Source organism: Erythrobacter sp., from assembly GCF_036351135.1.
In the GTDB taxonomy this organism is placed as follows: domain Bacteria; phylum Pseudomonadota; class Alphaproteobacteria; order Sphingomonadales; family Sphingomonadaceae; genus Erythrobacter.
Window position 1 is genome coordinate 26,064 of sequence record NZ_JAZBON010000001.1, and the last position, 16,509, is coordinate 42,572.

The following is a 16,509-nucleotide window of genomic DNA, read 5'->3' on the forward strand; positions in this document are numbered from 1 at the left end:
GGCGATAGCCTTGCTTCTGATGCGCTTCAAAGACAGCTCTTACAAAAAGGGCGCGGGGGTCAAACGACCACCGCGCCCGTTTTGACGTGATATCGCGGGAGAAGCTGCCTCAGGCAGGCTCTCCGCCGGTTTCGTCCGTCTTGGGATCGGTCGCCTCGATGAGAGCCTCGGTCTCGGTGACCTCTTCTGGCTTCGCAACTCCGTCTTCGAACAGTTCTTCGGGGATTTCGCCCGGCTCGAGGTTGGGATCGGTGCGGTTCGCTTCGGCCGCTTCCTCGATCTCGCGCTGCTCTTCCTCGAACAGCTGGGCGAGGACGTCGACGCCCTGCGACTGCAGCTCGGCTTCGTCATCGGAGCGCGCGACATTGGCCTTGACGGTCACATGCACCTCGGGGTGCAACGCCACGGTCACATCGTGCATGCCGATCGTCTTGATCGGCGCGCCCATGATGACCTGCTTCTTGTCGATGTCATGGCCCTTGTCATTGAGACCGGCGACCATGTCGCGGACGTTGACAGAGCCGTAGAGCTGGCCGGCATTGGACGCGGCGCGGATCAGGACGACTTCGGCGCCCTCGACCTTTCCGCCCGCCTTTTCGGCTTCGCTGCGACGCTCGGCGTTCTCTTTCTCGAGACGCTCGCGATTGGCTTCGAACACCTTCTTGTTGGCGTCGTTTGCGCGCAGGGCCTTCTTCTGCGGAAGCAGGAAGTTGCGGGCATAGCCATCCTTCACGGTGACGACGTCGCCGATCGAACCCAGGTTCTGGATGCGCTGGAGGAGAATGATATCCATGAGTCTCTCTCCTTACTTCACGATGTACGGCAGCAAGCCGATGTGACGCGCGCGCTTGATGGCTTTGGCGAGCTCACGCTGCTTCTTGGCGGAAACGGCGGTGATGCGCGACGGTACGATCTTGCCACGTTCGGACATGAAGCCCTGGAGCAGGCGCACGTCCTTGTAATCGATCTTTGGTGCATCGTTGCCCGAGAAGGGGCAGGACTTGCGGCGGCGGAAAAATGGACGGGCCATCAGTTGCGCTCCTCACGATCGCGGCGCTTCTTGGAGTCGCGCTCGTTCTTGCGCATCATCACGGACGGGCCTTCCTCGTGCTCTTCCACGCGGATGGTCATGTAGCGGATGACGTCTTCGTTGATGCGGGTCTGGCGTTCCAGCTCCTCGACCACCGTGCCCGGCGCGTCGATATTGAGCATTACGAAATGCGCCTTGCGATTGCGATCGATCTTGTAGGCGAGGGACTTGAGGCCCCAGGTTTCGGTCTTCGTGACCTTGCCTTCGTTCGCTTCGACGATTTCGGTCGCCGTGGCCGCCAGCGCGTCTACCTGGGACTGCGATAAGTCCTGACGCGCGAGGAAGATATGCTCGTAAAGAGCCATCTCGCGTTCCTTCATTTGCAATGCCGATCGTTGGCTTGTCCGCACCATTGCGGGGCCCCTCCGGCTTTCTTCGATATCCCTCGCACTACGGCAGGGGATGGGCGCACATAGCGCCTTGGCCCGGTAATGCAAGTCTTGCGCGCGGGGAACGGGGGCGGCAGGCGGCGGTTCTTGAATAAACCGCAACCAGGATAATCCGCCATATGCCCTCAGGTCTGACCGCACTGCTCGACGATGTCGCGGTGATCGCCAGAGCCGCCTCCGCCTCGGTCGACGATATCGCCGCCGCCGCGGGGCGCGCGGGTTCGAAGACGGCGGGCGTGGTGATCGACGATGCGGCGGTGACGCCGAGCTACGTCACCGGCCTGTCGCCAGCGCGCGAATTGCCGATCATCTGGAAGATCACCAAGGGCAGCCTGTTCAACAAGATGGTGATCCTGCTTCCGGGCGCGATCCTGCTTTCCGAATTCCTGCCCTGGGTCATCATCTACATCCTCATGCTGGGCGGCGCCTTCCTGTGCTACGAAGGCGCGGAAAAGGTGATGGAAAAGCTGGGCGGGGCGAAGCACGGCAAGACGGTCGACGACGTAATCGAGGACCCGGTCGAGTTCGAGAACAAGCGGGTCGCCGGGGCGGTGCGCACCGATCTGATTCTCTCGGCGGAAATCATGGCGATCGTGCTGAACGAGCTCGACCTGCCGACCTGGTGGGAGCGGGCGCTCGCGCTGGCACTGGTCGGCTTTGCGGTCACCGTGCTGGTCTACGGGACGGTCGCGATCATCGTGAAGCTCGACGATATCGGCCTGGCCATGGCGAAATCGGGCAGCGCGGCGAAGCGTTCCTTCGGCGAAGGGCTGGTCGCCTTCGTGCCCAAATTGCTGACCGCGCTCTCCTTCATCGGCACGGTCGCGATGCTGTGGGTCGGCGGCGGCATCATCATTCACGGCACGCACGAGATTGGCTTCGACCTGTTCTACGAGATCGCGCATGGCGCCGAATATGCGGTTAAAGACGCGGTGGGCGCACTGGCGGGCGTGCTCGGCTGGCTGACCTATGCCGCAATTTCCGCCGTGCTCGGGCTCGCACTGGGTTTCGTCATCGCTTTCGTCATTCACAAGGTGCTCGGCATCGGGAACACGCATGATGAGCCGGCGGGAGAGGCCGCATGACGTTGCCCGTCCTTCATACCTGCGCAGGTTCGCGGGGGCTGCGCGCGACCTGGGCGGCGGAGGAGGCGGGGGTCGATCTCGACCTTCGCGTCTTGCCCTTCCCGCCGCGTCACAAGGCGCCCGAATATCTCGAGATCAATCCGCTGGGCACCGTGCCGCTGCTCGAGGACGGGGAGACGCGCATGACCGAAAGCTGCGCCATCGCCCATTATCTTGCTGTAAAGGGCGGGGCGGACGCACTTATCGTCGGACCGGACGAGGTGGATTACGGCGCCTATCTCGACTTCACTTATCACGCCGATGCGACGCTGACCTTTCCGCAGACCGTTTTCATGCGCTTCGCCATCTTCGAAAAGCAAAAGGGCTGGAGCGAAGCGGGCGAGGCCTATGCGACCTGGTTCGAGAAGCGGCTGGTCAAAGTTGAGGAGCGGCTGCAGGGGCGCGAATTCCTGTGCGCGAACCGGTTCACCGTCGCCGATATCTGTATTGGCTATGCGCTGATCCTGGCCGAGAAGGTCGGCCTCGATGACCGCCTGCCCGCTAGTCTGCGCAACTACCGCGAACAATTGACCGCGCGCGAGGCATATCGGCGGGCGGTCGCGAGGGAGGAAGCGGGCTCAGCGTCTTGAACCGCGCCCGTCACTGTCCCTCCGGGTCCGCCAGCCTGGTCCCACACTTGCCGCACACCCGGTTGGGCCAGGGGACCACCAAAATCCCGCGAAAGAACAGGTTCTTGCCGCAGGTCGGGCAATTATAGGTCAGCATCCGCCGGTTCGCGATCACGAGGCCGATGATCGCCACGCCGAATGCGATGGTCGAATGGCCGAAATAGCGGTCGATCACCGCCACGAACAGGATCGACAGGATGAGGGCCCCCGCCATGAACCAGGCATGGCGGCGCGCATTTTCGTAGACCATCACGCGAGCCGCTCGAAAATCGAACGGGCGAAGGTGCTGAGCGTGTCGTCGCGCGCGCCCATGACGACCACGCGGTCGCCCTCTTGCGCCAGTTCGACGATCCGATCGGCGCAGGCATCGCGCTCGGCGATATGCTCGGCTCGCCCACCCTGGTCCGCGATCATGGCGACGATCCGCTCGGAACCTTCGCTGCGATCGACCGTGCCGCCGAAATAGACCGGATCGCACATGATGGTCATGTCTTCAGGCCCGAGTTCGCGCGCGAAGGTGGCGGCTAGTTCCTCGCCCATCTGCTGCAGCGGACCGTAGCCATGCGGCTGGAAGAAGGCGATGACCCGGCCCGGCGTCGCTTTGAGCGTGCGCAGGGTCGCGGCGCATTTCTCCGGATTGTGCCCGAAATCGTCGATCACCGTGACCCCGCCCGGCGTCGTCCCCACCACGTCGAACCGCCGCGCCAGCCCCTTGAAGCCGCGCAGTGCATAGACCGCGCGCTTGACGTCCATCCCGGCGGCCGAGAGCGCGGCGATCGCGGCGAGCGCGTTCGACAGGTTGTGCATGCCCGGCATCGGCAGGATCAGCGGAAAGACCTCGCGGCTGCGATTGTCGATCACCGCGGCGCGGATCCCGAGCGCGCTCTGATCGATCGAATCGGGTTCGACCGTGATGTCGGCCCTCTGATCGCGCACGGCGAAGCTCACGATATGGATGTGCTTGCGGTCCATCCGGCGCTGGGGCTTTTTCGCCCGCCGCGAAAGTGCGCGCGCTTCGGGATCGTCGAAATTGAGCACCGCGCGGTCCGCCGCGCCCACGAAATCGCCGAACAGCGCGCGCAGTTCGTCCATCGACTTGTGATCGAGGCTGACATTGAGGAGCACGCCGATCAGCGGCTTGAACAGCGCGATCGAGCCGTCGCTCTCGTCGACTTCGCTGACGAAGACCCGGGGGCTGCCGACCCGCGCGCTGGCGAATGGATTGTCGTCGCCGACGAAATTCTTCATCACCGCGCCGTTCATCACCGTCGGATCATAGCCGCCCTCGGCAAGGATCCAGGCGATCATGCCGGTGACGGTAGACTTGCCCGACGTGCCCGCCACCGCGATCGGGTAGGACGCGTCGTTGAAGAAGCGCGCCAGCAGCTCCGCCCGGCTGAGGCGCGCGCATCCCAGCTCTTTCGCGCGCGCGACCTCGGGCACCTCGTCCTCGATCGCGGCCGACGCGATCAGGACCTGTTCGCTGGAGGTGATGCCGCTCCCGTCCTGGGGAAACAGGGTAAAGCCATTGGCTTCGAGCCAGGCGAATTTTTCGGGCGTGCGCCCCTGGTCGAAACTGCGATCTGATCCGGCGACATCGTAGCCGAAGCCCTTCGCCAGCTGTGCCAGCGGCAGCATGCCCGACCCGCCGATTCCGCAGAAAAACAAAGGGCGCCCGTTCAGCGCCTCGCCTTCGATCCCGTCCATGACGCGCATGGTTATGGGCTTGCAAGGGGACTGACAAGCGCCATAGGGAGACGCCATGACGAATATCGCCATCTGTGCGCCGGCGCGCGCGATCACGCGCGAGCATGCCGCGGCGCTGGAGACGCTGGTGGCGCAGGAATTCGCCGAGCATTCGGTGACGTTTCACGAACAATGCTTTGCCAGCGCCGGCCACTTCGCCGGCGACGATCTCACCCGGCTGGACGGCCTGCTCGATTGCGCCAACGATCCCGCTTTCGACGCGGTCTGGTTCGCACGCGGCGGCTATGGCTCGAACCGCATCGCCGAGGCGGCGGTCGCGCGGATGAATGCCAGCGCGAGAAGCAAGACCTATGTCGGCTTTTCCGACTGCGGCTACCTTATGGGTGCGCTCTACCGCGCCGGGATCGGACAATGCGCGCATGGTTCGATGCCGATCAGCGCGCGTTCGGAGCGCGGACGCGAGGCGGTGCGCCGCGTGCTGCGCTGGTTTGCGGGCGATACGTCGGGCCTCGAGCCGAGCCTCGACGGCGCGATCCCCGCCGCCGCCTTCAACCTCATCACGCTCGCCATGCTGGCGCGTACGCCGATGATGCCGGACCTCACTGGGCATATCGTCATGGTAGAGGAGGTGAGCGAACCGCTCTACGCCATCGACCGCGTGTTCTTCGCGCTCGCCGGCAGCCTTCCGCGGGTCGCCGGCCTGAAACTGGGCGCGGTGACCGACATTCACGAAAACGACCCCGCATTCGGCCAGGACGAGGAGGAGATCGCGCGCTTCTGGTGCGCGCGGGCGGGCATCCCCTATCTCGGCCGCGCGAAGATCGGCCATTACGCCGACAATCACGTCGTGCCCTTCGGCCTCGCCGGGCCGGCACGCGCATCCTGACCGGGCGCGCCAAGAGGAGTTTCAACGCATATGATCGCATTCATCTTTCCCGGACAGGGCAGCCAGAAGGTCGGCATGGGCAGCGACCTCGCCGCGGCGAGCCCGGCCGCGCGCGAAGTGTTCGAGGAAGTCGACGAGGCGCTCGGCCTGAAGCTCTCGGCGATCATGCGCGAAGCGCCCGAAGACCAGCTGACGCTGACCGAGAATGCGCAGCCGGCGATCATGGCCAATTCGATCGCCACCGCCCGCGTGCTACGGGCCGAGTTCGGCATCGATCTGGCGCAGAAAGGCGGCTGCGTAGCCGGCCATTCGCTAGGCGAATACTCGGCGCTGTGCGCCGTAGGAGCGTTCGACCTCGCCAGCGCCGCAAGGCTCCTCAAACTGCGGGGCGGCGCGATGCAGGACGCGGTGCCGGTGGGCGAGGGGGCGATGGCGGCGTTACTCGGCGCGGACATCGAAAAAGCCGGCGCGCTCGCCAAGGCCGCAGCCGGGGGGCAAGTGTGCGAGATCGCCAATGACAACGACCCATCGCAAGTGGTAATTTCGGGGCACAAAGGCGCGATCGAACGCGCGGTCGGCATCGTCAAGGATCACGGCATCAAACGCGGCGTGCTGCTGCCCGTCTCCGCCCCGTTCCACTGCTCGCTGATGCAGCCCGCTGCGACACGGATGGAAGAGGCGCTGGCCGAGACACCGCCGGGCGCGATGGCGCTGCCGGTCTATGCCAACGTCACCGCCGCGAAAATCGTCGACCCGGACGAGGAGCGCGCGCTCCTCGTCGAACAGGTCACCGGCCGCGTGCGCTGGCGCGAAAGCGTGCTCGCCATGCGTGAGGACGGCGCCGAACGCTTCGTCGAACTGGGCGGCAAGGTGCTAACCCCCATGATCGGCCGCATCGAGAAGGAAGCAGCCACGGCGAGCCTCGTGACAATGGAAGACATGGAAGCCTTTGCGAAGGAGATCGCTTGATGTTCAAGCTCGATGGAATGAATGCGCTGGTGACGGGTGCGAGCGGGGGGATCGGCTCGGCGATCGCGACCGCGCTGGCGGCGCAGGGCGCGCGGGTGGCGCTGTCGGGGTCCAATGGCGACAAGCTGCGCGTCTTTCGCGAACAGCTGATCGACGAGGTCGGCGGCAAGCATGTCGAGATCACCTGCGACCTGTCGAACACCGAGCAGGTCGAGGAGCTGATCCCCGCGACGCTCGATACGCTGGGCGGGATCGACATTCTCGTCAACAATGCCGGGATCACGCGCGACAACCTCGCTATGCGGATGAAGGACGAGGAATGGGACCAGGTGGTTTCGATCAACCTCGAAGCCGCCTTCCGCCTGATGCGTGCCAGCGCGCGCCCGATGATGAAGGCGCGGTTCGGACGGATCATCAACATCACCAGCGTCGTCGGGCACACCGGCAATCCGGGGCAGATGAATTATTGCGCCGCCAAGGCCGGGCTCACCGGCATGACCAAGAGCTTCGCGCAGGAAGTCGCCAGCCGGGGCATCACTGCAAATTGCATCGCGCCCGGCTTCATCCGCACCGCGATGACCACGTCGCTCGACGAGAAACAGGCCGAAGCGATCAACGCCCGCATTCCGATGGGCAAGATGGGTTCGGGCGAAGATATCGGCGCCGCCGCCACCTTCCTCGCCAGCCGCGAGGCCGGCTACGTCACCGGCGAGACGATCCACGTGAACGGCGGCATGGCGATGATCGGCTAAGGCGGAGCGCCGCGCGCGCCCTTATCCCCAAGCGAATTCGGGTCGTGTAAAGTGCGAACTTGCCCGGTTTGCCCGGGGCGCTAAGGTTTTTCGCAATCTCACGGTTGGCGAGGGGGCGATTCCGTCTTTCCGCCGCCGGGCCACTCGAAGCGATAGGGCAGAGCGATGAAAGCCACGATCGAACGCGCGACACTGCTGCGGTGTCTCTCCCACGTCCAGTCGGTGGTCGAGCGCCGCAACACCATCCCGATCCTCTCCAACGTGCTGATCGACGCCTCGGACGGGGGCAGCGTGAAAGTGATGGCGACCGATCTCGATCTGCAGGTGGTCGAGACGATGAGCGCCGCCTCGGTCGACAGCCCGGGCGCGTTCACCGTTTCCGCCCATCTCCTGTTCGACATTGCGCGCAAGCTGCCCGAAGGTTCGCAGGTCAGCCTCGAAACCGCGGAAAACCGGATGGAAATCAAGGCCGGACGCGCGCGCTTCAAGCTGCCCACCCTGCCGCGCGACGACTTTCCGGTGATCGTAGAGGGCGACCTTCCGACCTCCTTCGAACTGCCCGCGCGCACGCTGGCCGAGATGATCGACCGCACGCGCTTCGCGATCTCGACCGAGGAGACCCGCTATTATCTGAACGGTATCTTCCTGCATGTGACCGACGACAACGAGCCGGTGTTGAAGGCCGCGGCGACCGACGGACACCGGCTTGCGCGCTTCACACTCGCGCGCCCCGACGGCGCGGAAGGAATGCCCGACGTGATCGTGCCGCGCAAAGCGGTGGGCGAGCTGCGCAAGCTGCTGGAGGAAGCGCTCGACGGCAATGTCCAGGTCGATCTCTCGGCCTCGAAAATCCGCTTCACGCTGGGCGGCGAGGGCGGAGTAGTGCTCACCAGCAAGCTGATCGACGGCACCTTCCCCGATTACAGCCGCGTCATCCCGACCGGCAATGACAAGCTGCTGAAGGTCGATCCCAAGCTGTTCTTCGAAGGGGTCGACCGCGTCGCGACGATTGCCACGGAGAAAACCCGCGCGGTCAAAATGGGGCTCGATACCGACAAGGTGACGCTTTCGGTGACTTCGCCCGACAATGGCAATGCCGCCGAGGAACTGATGGCGTCCTATACCAGCGACGGCTTCGAGATCGGTTTCAACGCCAATTATCTGAAAGACATCCTGGGCCAATTCGATGCGGAAGAGGTCGAACTGCATCTCGCCGATGCCGGCGCGCCGACCCTGATCCGCGAGAGCGAGTCGAGCCCGGCGCTTTATGTGCTGATGCCGATGCGGGTCTAGGGATGGTGCGAGGGGGGACGATCGCGCTCGCCGCCGGGGCTTTGCTGGCGACACCGGTGCTCGCGCAAGACGGCGCGGCGCCTTCCGAGGGCGGCTTCACCCCCGAAGACGATCTCGATTGCGCGCTCTATGTCGGCGCGCTGATGGCGGAGAGCGAGGCCGAACTGACCCCCGACAGCCGCACCGCGCTCACCGGCGCTTTCACCTATTTCGTCGGGCGCTATGAAGCGAAGCGGGGCACCCGCCTCGCGGAAGCCTTCGCCGCGCGCTACGCCGAATACCAGAACGCCGACCCCACTCAGATCGCGCAGACCTGTTCGGTGCGAATGCGCAGCTTCGGCGGACGTCTCGAGCGCTTGCGCCAGGCGCAGGCGGTCTTGCCGAGTGGCGAATAACGGCCGGTCCGCTTGCCCGAAGCCGCACAGGTCAGGATCGTCGGCACGGTCGTCTCGACCTATACCCGCATCGTCGAGATCACCTGCGAAGAGGCCGGCCTCACCCACGAGATCATCCCGACGCCGGCAAACTCGCCGCAGAACCGCCATCCGTTCGGCAAGGTGCCGGTGGTCGAGGTGGACGGACTCGAACTGATCGAAAGCGGCGCGATCGCGCACTATCTGGACAGCACTCACAATGCGGCCGCGCTGCAGCCGCGCGAACCCGCCTCGCGCGCGACCGCCGACACATGGATCGCCATCGGCAACAATTATCTCTTCCTCCTGTTCGAGCGCGGTCTAGTCATGCCCTATGTCATGCACCGCCATGGCGGCTTTCCGCTCGACGTGCAGTCCATCAACCGCGCATTACCGGATATCGGCCGCGCGCTCGGCTTTCTGGAAGCCGAACTGCAGCGAGACGGCGCGTGGACCGCCTGCGGCTTCACACTGGCGGACGTCTTTCTCTATCCGATCATCCGCTCCCTCCAGATGACCCCACAGGGCGCGGCGGGGATCGCGCAATGCGACGCGCTCGCCGCATGGCTCACCCTATGCGAGAAGCGTCCCTCGATCCGTGCAAGCCGGTGGGAAAGCGAAAAATGATCGTCTACACGAGCCTCGCAGATTGGTGGAGATTCTCATGCAATTGTCGCAGGTTCACGTGTCGAAGCAGGAATTGCAGGACGCGAAACTCGTAGAAGTCGAGGCGGGCGAGCTTGCCGACGGGGCGGTGCGGCTCGCAATCGAGAGCTTTTCGGTGACGGCGAACAACGTCACCTATGCGGTGGTCGGCGACAATTTCGGCTACTGGAACTTCTTCCCGCCGCGGACCAACGAGGTCGGTAAGGGCATTGTACCGATGTGGGGCCATGCCCGGGTGATCGAAAGCCGGCATGACGAGATTGTGGTAGGCGAGCGGGTCTATGGCTACCTGCCGATGGCGACCCATCTCGACATCTGGCCGGGCAAGGTCGGTGCGGCATCGTTCATCGACACCGCCGCGCATCGCCAGCCCATGAGCCCGGTCTACAACCAGTATACCCGTCTTGCCGCCGATCCCGAACACGACGAAACGCGCGAGGACGAGCGGATGATCTACGGCCCGCTGTTCAAGACCGGTTTCATGATCGACTATTTCATGCGCTCGAAGGACTGGTTCGGCGCCGAGGAAGTGGTGCTGACCAGCGCATCATCGAAGACGGCCATGGGGCTCGCCAGCGTCGCCAAGGAAAATTCGCGCAAGATCAAGCGGATCGGCCTGACCTCGGAGGGCAACGCGGATTTCGTCGAGGAAACGGGGCTTTACGACAGGGTCTATACCTATGCCGAGATCGGCAACCTCTCGATCCGTGACTGCGTCAGCGTCGATTTTGCCGGCAATGCCGAAGTGCTTACGAAGCTGCACAAACATTTTTCCGACACGCTCAAATATTCATGCCTCGTCGGCGCCACCCATATTGAGGCGCGCTCGAGCTTCCACGAGGACGCCGATCTGCCCGGGCCGAAGCCGGAAATGTTCTTCGCACCCGACCATTTCGTTGCCTTCTTCAAGGAGCACGGCCCCGAAAAGGGCGGGGCGATGATTGCGGAGAAATGGCACGCTTTCCTGAACGCGGTCGAAGGCACGGTGGAGATCGAGAGGCGCGAGGGGCTGGAGGCCGCGCGCGCGACGTTCGTCGCAATGGTCGGCGGTGAAGTCGACCCCTCGAAGGGGGTTGTGATTCTGCCTTAGTCGTTGAGCAGTCATTCAGGTAAAATAGGGCCGCGCCTTACCTTATATTTACCTTATAGCTTCAGCGCTCGCGCTCTCTTGCAGCAAACGAGTGCTTATCATGAGAACACTTACGGCAATTATCGCTCTTACCTTGGGAGCGTATGCCACCCCCGCGTTGGCGAACGACGGGAACACCGCGCCTTCTGGACCCCGGATCGAGGCGATTTTTGGCTACGATCGTGTAGAGGTCGGGGTGGATGACACCGAAGACTTCGACGCCAATGCCGAAGATGTAACTTATGGTGCGAACATCGGCTACGATTTTTCCAGAGGTATGATTTCCTTTGGCGTCGAAGCCGAGATTTCAACTTCAAATCTTTCGGACAGCGCAACCTTTAACGACGTAGAGCTCGATGGAGACTTGTACAATGGTGTCCTCAGGCTCGACAGCAACCCGGATTACTACATCGGTGGGCGCCTGGGCTTTGGTTCACACGACAAGCTGGTTTACATTAAGGCCGGCTATGCAATGAGCAGTATCGACATCGATGCCGACGGTACGGTGAATGGAGTTCCCGACGCTGCGGACGCAGATATCGATCTGGACGGGTTGCGACTGGGTATAGGGTTCGAATACGGTCTATTGGAAAACTTCTACATGAAGACCGAATATCGCTTTACCGATTACTCCGGCGGCGAAGTCGAGTTTGAAGGTCAATCCTTCGGCCTGGATGATGAGCTGGATGCCGTAAACGTCAATCGACATCAGGTGGTAGTCGGAGCCGGCCTGCGTTTCTAACGCCGTCTGTTCGATAGCACCAAAGGCTTTTCTTCAATCAGCGCGATGCGATAATTCGCCGGTCGAAACGAGCCCTCTTCGAGTTCTATAGCTCGGAGAGGGCTCACTTCCTTAAGCGTCATGTTCGATTACTCGGCCGCCTCGGCCAGCGCGGCGCGCTGCGGTCCGCGCACGAGGCCGCCGGGTGTTGCGCCGGTCCATGTGCCGTCTTCGAATGTCACGACGCCGCTCTTGATGGTGGCGACATAGCCTTCCGCCTTTTGCAGCAGACGCTTGCCTCCCGCCGGCAGGTCGAAAGCGAGCCACGGACGGCCGAGCTTCAGCCGCTCCATGTCGATGACGTTGATGTCGGCAAGATAGCCGGGCGCAATGATCCCGCGATCTTCGAGCCCATACAGCATCGCGGTGTCGCGGCACTGGCGCCGGATCGCGTTTTCGAGGCTGATGCGGTCACCGCGCTTGCGGCTCTTCACCCAATGCTCGAGCATGAAGGTGGGCGACGCCGCATCGCAGATCGTCCCGCAATGCGCGCCGCCATCGCTCAGCGAATTGACCGTGTCGTCGGCATGCTGAAGCGGGTGGAGGAAATCGAGATTGCCGTCGGCGTAATTGAGAATCGGCAGATAGATAAAGCCTGTCGCATCCTCTCGGCAGAGCAGCTCGTAGGCATATTCTTGGCTGTCCATTCCGGCAGCCTCGGCCCGCGCATTAATGCTCGCGCTCGCATCGGGCTCGTAGTCGAAGTCCGGGTCCATTTCGTATTGCAGCGCCCAGCCTTGCGTGACCACCATCACCACCTCGATGATGTCCTGCGGCGCTTCGGAATAGTCGTTCGCTTCGGAAAGCAGCTGTTTTTTGAAGGCGGGATCGAGCAGTTTCGCCTTCTGCTCCGCCCACGGGAGTTCGGCGATCGCCTGCCAACTGGGGCGGTAGACGAAGGGGTGGACGGTGCCCTGCCAGGCCATGACGATGCCATTGCCGCGCAGCGCGATCTGCGCGACGATATTGGCGCCGTTGTCGTTCTCGGCGCGCATGGTCTCGATCTGCTCGTCGAGCGGCATTTCCTTGGCGATCGATTGGAGCGCGGCGAAGGTGACGGGGACGCCCGCCTCGCGGGAGAGCTTACCCATCCACTCGAACTCGTTCCATTCTCGGCGCAGATCGCTCGCCATCTCGAACACGGCATGGCCGCCCGCCGCCTGACCGCGGCCCATGGCGTGGCCGATCGCGACCAGCTCTTCTGCCGTGGCGGTGGTGCCGGGCACGAGCTCGCCATCGACCGACTTGTGCAGCACGGTGCGTGAGGTGGAAAAGCCCAGTGCGCCCGCACGCACGCCTTCCTCGACGATGTCGGACATCGCCTCGATGTCCTCTTGCGTTGGCACCGCGCCTGGTTGTTCGCGGTCGCCCAGCACATAGGCGCGCACCGCGCCGTGGGGGACATGCGTGCCGACATCGACCGTGCGCGGCAGTTTCTCGAGCGCATCGAGATATTCAGGGAAGGTTTCCCAGTCCCAGGTAATTCCTTCGGCGAGAGCGGTGCCGGGAATGTCCTCGACCCCTTCCATCAGGCTGATCAGCCATTCGTGGCGGTCGGGCTTGGCGGGCGCGAAGCCGACGCCGCAATTGCCCATTACGACGGTGGTGACGCCGTGCCAGCTCGACGGGGCCATTTCCTGGTCCCAGGTCGCCTGGCCATCGTAATGTGTGTGAATGTCGACGAAGCCGGGCGCAACCACCTTGCCGCGCGCATCGATCTCGCGCGCCGCGTCGCCGGTGATCTTGCCCACCTGTGCGATCAGCCCGTCCTTCACCGCGACATCGCCGGTATAGCGCGCTTCGCCTGTGCCATCGACGATGGTGCCGCCGCGAATGATTAGGTCGAATTGTGGCATCTTCTCTCTCCCTTTGCGCGCGAGGATGTCGTAATCGCAGGCTCGAGTCCAGATGGTCCGCGCGGGGTCGCCCGCCCTGCGCGACGGACCTTGCTTAGGAGACAGACGACGTGTCAGCCTTCTCGCGCCCGCTCGCCGCGGCCATCGCCCTGACCCTGGCCGTACCGGCAAGCGCTCAGGCCGGAGACGGGGCGTGGCGCTTTTCACCCGGCGGCGATCTTTCCGCGCTGCTCGACTGCCACGAGGCGGCGGGCCGCACGCTGGTTTCCGCCCACCGCGGCGGACCTACACCGGGCCTGCCGGAGAACGCGATCCAGACGATGGACGCGGTATTGACGGCGATCCCAGCGGTGATGGAGGTGGACGTCGCACGCAGTCCGGACGGGGTGCATTACCTGATGCACGACCGCACGCTTGATCGCACTACGACCGGCAATGGCGCGGTGGCCGACACGCCGTGGAGCGTCGTTCGGGAACTGTTCCTGGTCGACGAAGCGGGATGGACCACGCCCTACCGCGTGCCGACACTGCGCGAGGCGCTGGATTGGGCGCGGGGGCGCACCGTGCTGCAGATCGACTTCAAAAGTACCGCAGATTATGCGGAGGTCGTCTCGATGATCCGCGAGAGCGGCAATGCGGACAACGTCATCCTGATCGCCTATTCGCCGGCACAGGCCGCCCGGCTCGCCGCGCTGGCGCCCGAAATGCTGCTGTCGGTCTCGATCGCGGACAACGGCGATCTTGAGGAATTGCGCGCAAGCGGCATCGCGGACGAACGCATGGTCGCCTTCACCGGCACGCGCCTGCCGCGCCCCGATCTCTATGACGCGCTCGAGGCTGAGGACATCGAGGTGATTTTCGGCACGCTCGGCCGCCCGCCCGGTTCGATCGACAGTGTGATCGAGCGCTACGGCACGGGAGAACGCTATGCCGAACTCGGCGAAGGCGGCGTCGACATCATCGCGACCGACCGCCCGCGCGAGGCCGCCGCGGCGCTGGCTGAGGCGGGGCGGCTGCCCGAGGCGGGGCTATGCGGCGTCTCGCGCGGGGGCGGCGGCGAGTGAAGGGTAAAGTGGAACGGCAGCCGAGCTGGGATCCGCCGGCGGAAAGCGGCGTCGCGATCCGCTGGATCGAGGCGAACGGGCTCACCTTCGAGGTCGCCGAAGCGGGCGCGGGAGACCGGCTCGCGCTGCTGCTGCACGGCTTTCCCGAACTGCATTATTCGTGGCGGCATCAGATCCCGGTATTGGCCGCGCAGGGCTACCGCGTCTGGGCGCCCAACATGCGCGGCTATGGCGCGAGCGAGCGACCGCAGGGCATCAAGGCCTATCGGCTGAACACACTGGCAGAGGACGTCGCGGCGCTGATCGATGCGAGCGGCGCCAAGGAAGTGACGCTGATAGCGCATGACTGGGGCGCGCTGGTCGCGTGGCATTTCGCGATCCTCGAAATCCGCCCGCTCGCCAATCTCGTCATCCTCAATGTGCCGCATCCCAAATGCTCGCAGCGTGAATTGAAGCGCTGGCGGCAGCTGAGGAAGAGCTGGTACATCTTTTTCTTTCAGCTGCCACGCCTGCCCGAGAAGCTGCTGGGCCGCTCGAATGCCGAACCCGTCGCCGACGTCTTCAGAAACTCGGCGGTCAACAAACACTTCTTCGACGATGCGGCGGTGGAGCCCTATCGCCGGGCGGCGGCGCAGCCGGGCGCGCTGAAAGCGATGATCAATTATTACCGCGCGTTGCTACGCACGCCCGATGTCCGCCAGATCGGCGACGGCAAGGTTGACACGCGCACCCTCGTCCTGTGGGGCGAGCAGGACTTGGCGATCGACATCCATGTGCTCGATGGCACGGACGAATATGTCCGCGATCTGACGGTGAAGCGCTTCCCCGACGCCTCCCACTGGGTGCAACAGGACGTGCCGGATCAGGTGAACGCGGCGCTCGTGGAGTGGCTGGCGCGCGGTTAGGCCGCGGCGAGCTTTATTTCGCGCTCGCTTGCCGGGCTGTCCAGAAAGTCGCGGATCGCGGCGACGCTCTCGTCCTTGTGGCTCAGCAGGAAGAGATGTCCGCCGCCCTTCATCACGACCAGGTCGCTATTGGGGATCAGCGCCTCCAGGATCTTGCCGTTGGCGAGCGGCACGATCGCATCGTTGTCGCCCATCATGATGAGCGTGTCCTGCTTTAGCAGGAAACGAAGCGCAGGCGCGCTGGTCCAGCCGATCATGGCAAGCACCTGATACATGTAGCCGCGCGGGGAAGGGGATCTGAGCCGCGCCATATGGCCGCCCTTGCCCTCGCTCTTGCCCAGACCTTCGCCATAGAGCGTCTCGAAATTGCGCATCATGAAATCGGGGTCGGTGTAGCGGCGCGGATTGGCCATCTTGGTCAGAGCCTGCAGGCGGCCCGGAACCATCAGCATGCCGGCGCTGGTGGCGATCAGCACCACGCGGCGGGTGCGCCCGGGATGCTGCATGGCGAAATGCTGCGCCATGCCGCCTCCCCAGCTGATCCCCATGACATCGACCTGGTCCACCCCGAGCAAGTTCAGCAATTGCATCGCGGTCCAGCTCATCGTGAAGGGATTGTAGGGCACCACCGGATCGGGCGATTCGCCGATCCCGGGCATGTCGAACATGATAAAGGGTCGCTCGTCCAATGCCTCGGCAAGCGGGGCGACCGCCTCGATATTGGCGCCGATGCCGTTGAAGAACAGAACGGGCGGGTGATCCGAGGGCTGATCCAGCCGCCAGCGCGCAACCCGTAGCGTCCGGCCGCCAACCTGCTCCATGGTGACCGTGGCGCCGTCCAGATGTTTGCTCACGT

At 64.0% G+C, this 16,509-nt stretch carries 19 protein-coding genes; 12 read left to right on the forward strand and 7 right to left on the reverse strand.

What is annotated here, in order from left to right; genetic code table 11:
* Positions 1–109: 109 nt before the first annotated feature.
* The 3 genes from rplI to rpsF are packed head-to-tail and all read right to left on the reverse strand — an operon-like array spanning position 110 to position 1,395.
* The gene (gene rplI / locus V2I30_RS00155; RefSeq protein ID WP_330660032.1) at positions 110–793 is read right to left on the reverse strand and encodes a 50S ribosomal protein L9; all 684 of its coding nucleotides are present in this window, start codon (positions 791–793) and stop codon (positions 110–112) included.
* Positions 794–805: 12 nt separating this feature from the next.
* On the reverse strand, positions 806–1,030 hold the full coding sequence (gene rpsR / locus V2I30_RS00160; RefSeq protein ID WP_034904833.1) for a 30S ribosomal protein S18: 225 nt from the start codon (positions 1,028–1,030) through the stop codon (positions 806–808).
* Positions 1,030–1,395, reverse strand: a complete 366-nt coding sequence (gene rpsF / locus V2I30_RS00165; RefSeq protein WP_330660102.1) for a 30S ribosomal protein S6 — start codon at positions 1,393–1,395, stop codon at positions 1,030–1,032. The genes rpsR and rpsF overlap by 1 nt, the downstream gene beginning before the upstream one ends.
* A gap of 203 nt (positions 1,396–1,598) precedes the next feature.
* On the opposite strand from rpsF, the gene V2I30_RS00170 reads away from it, so the two are divergent.
* Both V2I30_RS00170 and V2I30_RS00175 read left to right on the forward strand, forming a co-directional pair.
* Positions 1,599–2,564 (forward strand): DUF808 domain-containing protein, encoded by a 966-nt coding sequence (locus tag V2I30_RS00170; protein WP_330660033.1) that lies wholly within the window; start codon positions 1,599–1,601, stop codon positions 2,562–2,564.
* Positions 2,561–3,193 (forward strand): glutathione S-transferase family protein, encoded by a 633-nt coding sequence (locus V2I30_RS00175; RefSeq protein ID WP_330660034.1) that lies wholly within the window; start codon positions 2,561–2,563, stop codon positions 3,191–3,193. Before V2I30_RS00170 ends, V2I30_RS00175 begins: the two co-directional genes overlap by 4 nt.
* Positions 3,194–3,203: 10 nt before the next feature.
* Here V2I30_RS00175 and V2I30_RS00180 read toward each other — a convergent pair whose 3' ends face one another.
* Both V2I30_RS00180 and V2I30_RS00185 read right to left on the reverse strand, forming a co-directional pair.
* Positions 3,204–3,482: a hypothetical protein gene (locus tag V2I30_RS00180; protein WP_330660035.1), complete on the reverse strand. Its 279-nt coding sequence runs from the start codon at positions 3,480–3,482 to the stop codon at positions 3,204–3,206.
* The gene (locus tag V2I30_RS00185; RefSeq protein ID WP_330660036.1) at positions 3,482–4,939 is read right to left on the reverse strand and encodes a glutamate ligase domain-containing protein; all 1,458 of its coding nucleotides are present in this window, start codon (positions 4,937–4,939) and stop codon (positions 3,482–3,484) included. Before V2I30_RS00185 ends, V2I30_RS00180 begins: the two co-directional genes overlap by 1 nt.
* Before the next feature lie 55 nt (positions 4,940–4,994).
* Here V2I30_RS00185 and V2I30_RS00190 point away from each other — a divergent pair, with 55 nt between their 5' ends.
* The 8 genes from V2I30_RS00190 to V2I30_RS00225 all read left to right on the forward strand — a co-directional run bounded on the left by V2I30_RS00190 (position 4,995) and on the right by V2I30_RS00225 (position 11,789).
* Positions 4,995–5,825, forward strand: a complete 831-nt coding sequence (locus V2I30_RS00190; RefSeq protein ID WP_330660037.1) for an LD-carboxypeptidase — start codon at positions 4,995–4,997, stop codon at positions 5,823–5,825.
* 30 nt (positions 5,826–5,855) lie between these two features.
* Positions 5,856–6,794, forward strand: a complete 939-nt coding sequence (gene fabD / locus V2I30_RS00195) for an ACP S-malonyltransferase (protein WP_330660038.1) — start codon at positions 5,856–5,858, stop codon at positions 6,792–6,794.
* Positions 6,794–7,546 (forward strand): 3-oxoacyl-[acyl-carrier-protein] reductase, encoded by a 753-nt coding sequence (gene fabG / locus V2I30_RS00200; protein WP_330660039.1) that lies wholly within the window; start codon positions 6,794–6,796, stop codon positions 7,544–7,546. Before fabD ends, fabG begins: the two co-directional genes overlap by 1 nt.
* A gap of 165 nt (positions 7,547–7,711) precedes the next feature.
* Entirely contained in the window at positions 7,712–8,839 is a 1,128-nt protein-coding gene (dnaN, locus tag V2I30_RS00205) for a DNA polymerase III subunit beta (RefSeq protein ID WP_330660040.1), read from the forward strand.
* A gap of 2 nt (positions 8,840–8,841) precedes the next feature.
* Positions 8,842–9,234 (forward strand): hypothetical protein, encoded by a 393-nt coding sequence (locus V2I30_RS00210; RefSeq protein WP_330660041.1) that lies wholly within the window; start codon positions 8,842–8,844, stop codon positions 9,232–9,234.
* A 12-nt stretch (positions 9,235–9,246) separates the two neighbouring features.
* Entirely contained in the window at positions 9,247–9,879 is a 633-nt protein-coding gene (locus V2I30_RS00215; protein WP_330660042.1) for a glutathione S-transferase family protein, read from the forward strand.
* 25 nt (positions 9,880–9,904) lie between these two features.
* Complete coding sequence (locus V2I30_RS00220) at positions 9,905–11,008, forward strand: DUF2855 family protein (RefSeq protein ID WP_330660103.1); 1,104 nt, start codon at positions 9,905–9,907, stop codon at positions 11,006–11,008.
* 100 nt (positions 11,009–11,108) lie between these two features.
* Positions 11,109–11,789, forward strand: a complete 681-nt coding sequence (locus tag V2I30_RS00225; protein WP_330660043.1) for an outer membrane protein — start codon at positions 11,109–11,111, stop codon at positions 11,787–11,789.
* Between the two features lie 128 nt (positions 11,790–11,917).
* Here the strand turns inward: V2I30_RS00225 and V2I30_RS00230 are convergent, their stop codons facing one another.
* Entirely contained in the window at positions 11,918–13,684 is a 1,767-nt protein-coding gene (locus V2I30_RS00230; RefSeq protein WP_330660044.1) for an N-acyl-D-amino-acid deacylase family protein, read from the reverse strand.
* A 110-nt stretch (positions 13,685–13,794) separates the two neighbouring features.
* On the opposite strand from V2I30_RS00230, the gene V2I30_RS00235 reads away from it, so the two are divergent.
* The gene (locus V2I30_RS00235) at positions 13,795–14,748 is read left to right on the forward strand and encodes a glycerophosphodiester phosphodiesterase family protein (protein ID WP_330660045.1); all 954 of its coding nucleotides are present in this window, start codon (positions 13,795–13,797) and stop codon (positions 14,746–14,748) included.
* An 8-nt stretch (positions 14,749–14,756) separates the two neighbouring features.
* Positions 14,757–15,653, forward strand: a complete 897-nt coding sequence (locus tag V2I30_RS00240; RefSeq protein WP_330660046.1) for an alpha/beta fold hydrolase — start codon at positions 14,757–14,759, stop codon at positions 15,651–15,653.
* Here V2I30_RS00240 and V2I30_RS00245 read toward each other — a convergent pair.
* Positions 15,650–16,507, reverse strand: a complete 858-nt coding sequence (locus V2I30_RS00245; RefSeq protein ID WP_330660047.1) for an alpha/beta fold hydrolase — start codon at positions 16,505–16,507, stop codon at positions 15,650–15,652. The two genes, V2I30_RS00240 and V2I30_RS00245, sit on opposite strands and share 4 nt — an antisense overlap.
* Positions 16,508–16,509: the final 2 nt, after the last annotated feature.

Bases quoted from the DNA above. Each gene is read 5' to 3' on its own strand.
- rplI (WP_330660032.1), bottom strand. From the start codon at position 793: ATGGATATCATTCTCCTCCAGCGCATCCAGAACCTGGGTTCGATCGGC.
- rpsR (WP_034904833.1), bottom strand. From the start codon at position 1,030: ATGGCCCGTCCATTTTTCCGCCGCCGCAAGTCCTGCCCCTTCTCGGGC.
- rpsF (WP_330660102.1), bottom strand. From the start codon at position 1,395: ATGGCTCTTTACGAGCATATCTTCCTCGCGCGTCAGGACTTATCGCAG.
- V2I30_RS00170 (WP_330660033.1), top strand. From the start codon at position 1,599: ATGCCCTCAGGTCTGACCGCACTGCTCGACGATGTCGCGGTGATCGCC.
- V2I30_RS00175 (WP_330660034.1), top strand. From the start codon at position 2,561: ATGACGTTGCCCGTCCTTCATACCTGCGCAGGTTCGCGGGGGCTGCGC.
- V2I30_RS00180 (WP_330660035.1), bottom strand. From the start codon at position 3,482: ATGGTCTACGAAAATGCGCGCCGCCATGCCTGGTTCATGGCGGGGGCC.
- V2I30_RS00185 (WP_330660036.1), bottom strand. From the start codon at position 4,939: ATGGACGGGATCGAAGGCGAGGCGCTGAACGGGCGCCCTTTGTTTTTC.
- V2I30_RS00190 (WP_330660037.1), top strand. From the start codon at position 4,995: ATGACGAATATCGCCATCTGTGCGCCGGCGCGCGCGATCACGCGCGAG.
- fabD (WP_330660038.1), top strand. From the start codon at position 5,856: ATGATCGCATTCATCTTTCCCGGACAGGGCAGCCAGAAGGTCGGCATG.
- fabG (WP_330660039.1), top strand. From the start codon at position 6,794: ATGTTCAAGCTCGATGGAATGAATGCGCTGGTGACGGGTGCGAGCGGG.
- dnaN (WP_330660040.1), top strand. From the start codon at position 7,712: ATGAAAGCCACGATCGAACGCGCGACACTGCTGCGGTGTCTCTCCCAC.
- V2I30_RS00210 (WP_330660041.1), top strand. From the start codon at position 8,842: ATGGTGCGAGGGGGGACGATCGCGCTCGCCGCCGGGGCTTTGCTGGCG.
- V2I30_RS00225 (WP_330660043.1), top strand. From the start codon at position 11,109: ATGAGAACACTTACGGCAATTATCGCTCTTACCTTGGGAGCGTATGCC.
- V2I30_RS00230 (WP_330660044.1), bottom strand. From the start codon at position 13,684: ATGCCACAATTCGACCTAATCATTCGCGGCGGCACCATCGTCGATGGC.